Raw genomic sequence first — 3,176 nt, forward strand, 5'->3', positions numbered from 1 at the left:
TGGCAACGGAACAGACGATACGGATCTTCCAGGTTATCGAGGCGTTCGCCCGTCGCCTGATCGCGGCTATCCGCGATGAAGCGATACGCCTGCAGCAAGCCCGCCGGTCCCACGAACTTGTCCGGGTTCCACCAGAAGCTCGGGCACGACGTCGAGCAGCTCGCGCACAGAATGCACTCGTACAAGCCATCGAGTTCATCGCGCTCTACGGGCGACTGCAGACGCTCCTTCTCGGGCGGCGGCGTATCGTTGATCAGATACGGCTTGATCGAATGATACTGATTGAAGAACTGCGTGAAATCGCAGATCAGATCGCGCACCACCGGCAGACCCGGCAACGGACGCAGCACGATCTTCTGCGGCAGTTCGTTCAGATTCGTCAGGCACGCGAGGCCGTTCTTGCCGTTGATGTTCATCGCGTCCGAACCGCACACGCCTTCGCGGCACGAGCGACGGAACGACAGCGTCTCATCGACTTCTTTCAGCTTCACCAGCGCGTCGAGCAGCATGCGTTCATGCGTCAGATCGAGCTCGTAGCTCTGCATGCGCGGCGCTGCATCCTTGTCCGGATCGTAGCGATAGACTTCAAAAATTCTCTTTGCCATTTCGATTTCCTTGCGCTTTCCTTAGAAGGTACGCGCCTTGGGCGGCACCGATTCGACCGTCAGCGGCTTCATCTGCACCGGCTTGTATTCGAGGCGATCGCCTTCGCTGAACCACAGCGTGTGACGCATCCAGTTCTCGTCGTCGCGATGCTCGTAGTCGCTGTGCGCGTGCGCGCCACGGCTTTCCTTGCGCGCTTCGGCGGAGACCATCGTCGCGCGCGCGACTTCGATCAGATTCGCCAGTTCGAGCGCCTCGACCTTCGCGGTGTTGAACACCTTCGACTTGTCCTTCAGATGCACGTGCTTCACGCGCTCGGCGAGTTCGGCGATCTTGCCGACGCCTTCTTCGAGCAGCTTCGACGTGCGGAACACGCCCGCATGCGCCTGCATCGATGCGCGGATGTCGTTGGCGATGTTCTGCGTGTACTCGCCCGACGTCGACTTCTCCAGCACCGCGAGACGTTCCATCGCGAAGTCGGCGGCATCGGCCGGTAGCGGCTTGTGCTCCTTCAATTCCTTCGCGTGCTTGATGATGTGATTGCCCGCCGCGCGGCCGAACACGACGAGATCGAGCAGCGAGTTCGTGCCCAGACGATTCGCGCCGTGCACCGACACGCACGAGCATTCGCCAACAGCATAGAAGCCGTTGACCGGATCGTTGTAGCCCTTCGCGGTGCCCACGACCTGACCATGCATGTTCGTCGGAATGCCACCCATCTGATAGTGGATGGTCGGCACGACCGGAATCGGCTCCTTGATGCAATCGACGTTCGCGAACTTCAGCGCAATCTCGCGAATCGACGGCAGACGCTTCATGATCGTCTCGGCGCCGATGTGCGACAGATCGAGCAGCACGTGATCCTTGTTCGGACCGACGCCGCGGCCTTCCTTGATCTCCTGATCCATCGAACGCGAAACGAAGTCGCGCGGCGCGAGATCCTTCAGCGTCGGCGCATAGCGTTCCATGAAGCGATCGCCATTCGAGTTACGCAGAATGCCGCCTTCGCCGCGCACGCCTTCGGTAATCAGCACGCCCGCGCCGGCGACGCCGGTCGGGTGGAACTGCCAGAACTCCATGTCCTGCAGCGCGATGCCCGAACGCGCGGCCATGCCGAGGCCGTCGCCCGTATTGATGAACGCATTCGTCGATGCCGCGAAGATACGGCCCGCGCCGCCCGTGGCGAACAGCGTCGTCTTGCCCTCGAGGATATAGACCTCGCCCGTTTCCATTTCGAGCGCGGTGACGCCGAGCACGTCGCCATCGGCGTCGCGGATCAGATCCAGCGCCATCCATTCGACGAAGAAGTGCGTTTTAGCCGCGACGTTCTGCTGATACAGCGTGTGCAGCAACGCGTGACCGGTACGGTCGGCGGCCGCGCAGGCGCGTTGCACGGGCTTCTCGCCGTAGTTCGCCGTGTGGCCGCCGAACGGACGCTGATAGATCGTGCCATCCGGATTACGGTCGAACGGCATGCCCATGTGTTCCAACTCGTACACGGCGTTGGGCGCTTCGCGGCACATGAACTCGATCGCATCCTGATCGCCGAGCCAGTCGGAGCCCTTGATGGTGTCGTAGAAGTGATAGTGCCAGTTGTCTTCGCTCATGTTGCCGAGCGATGCGCCGATGCCGCCTTGCGCGGCCACCGTATGCGAGCGCGTGGGGAACACTTTCGAGAGCACCGCGACGGACAGACCCGCGCGCGCGAGCTGCAGCGATGCGCGCATGCCCGATCCGCCCGCACCGACGATGACCACGTCAAAGCGACGACGCGGCAGGGAAGTCTTGATTGCAGCCATGTTCTTTAAACTCTCCAGAGAATCTGTGCAGCGTAGCCGGCGCATCCGACGAGCCAGAGGATCGTCAGCACTTGCAGCAGCAGGCGCAGACCCATGGGCTTCACGTAGTCCATCCAGATGTCGCGAATGCCGACCCACGCGTGATAGAAGAGGCAAAGCAAGGCTACGAAAGTCGCGAGCTTCATCCACTGGGTCGCGAAGATGCCCGCCCAGCCTTCGTACGAGAAGTTGTGCGCCGCGAAGAACCAGAAGAGAAGAATGACGGTGTACACGGCCATCACGACCGCGGTGATGCGTTGCGCGAGCCAGTCGCGCAGACCATAGTGCGCGCCGACGACCAGGCGCTTGGGGCCGACCCGATTTTGCGTTGCCATGTTTAGAACACTCCGAAGATCTTGAGAGCCATCGCGAGCGTGAGCAACAGCGAGACGATCAGCACGATGAGCGCGCTTTGCTTGCCGCCTTGCTTGTTCACGCCGACGTGCGTGTCGAGCAGCAAGAAGCGGATACCCGCGCAGAAGTGATGCAGATACGACCACGACAACACGAGCGTGATGATCTTGACGATGGGGTTGGCGAGAAAGCCCTTGAACGCGTCGAACGAGATTTCCGACGTGAGGCTCTGATCGAGCAGATACAGGATGAACGGCAGACACACGAAGAGCAGCAGGCCGCTCACGCGATGCAGGATCGATACCTTGCCCGCCAGCGGCAAGCGATACTTCGCGATCTGACCGATCCCGATGTTCCGGTATTCCGGCCTTGGTTTTTTTA

Annotated in this window: 4 protein-coding genes; all 4 read right to left on the minus strand. The window is 61.1% G+C overall.

All coding sequences use genetic code 11. The features are described 5' to 3' along the window. Positions 1–605: succinate dehydrogenase iron-sulfur subunit (locus tag QCE58_RS33890; RefSeq protein ID WP_034474652.1), on the minus strand; the 605-nt coding region annotated here is incomplete at its 3' end. A gap of 21 nt (positions 606–626) precedes the next feature. Further along, positions 627–2,402, minus strand: a complete 1,776-nt coding sequence (gene sdhA, locus QCE58_RS33895) for a succinate dehydrogenase flavoprotein subunit (protein ID WP_008354057.1) — start codon at positions 2,400–2,402, stop codon at positions 627–629. A gap of 5 nt (positions 2,403–2,407) precedes the next feature. Then, positions 2,408–2,776: a succinate dehydrogenase, hydrophobic membrane anchor protein gene (gene sdhD / locus QCE58_RS33900; protein WP_008354058.1), complete on the minus strand. Its 369-nt coding sequence runs from the start codon at positions 2,774–2,776 to the stop codon at positions 2,408–2,410. Between the two features lie 2 nt (positions 2,777–2,778). Beyond that, on the minus strand, positions 2,779–3,176 hold a 398-nt coding region (gene sdhC / locus QCE58_RS33905), incomplete at its 5' end, for a succinate dehydrogenase, cytochrome b556 subunit (protein WP_250437927.1).

The sequence above is a fragment of the Caballeronia sp. LZ028 genome (assembly GCF_031451415.1).
Classification (GTDB): Bacteria; Pseudomonadota; Gammaproteobacteria; order Burkholderiales; family Burkholderiaceae; genus Caballeronia; species Caballeronia zhejiangensis.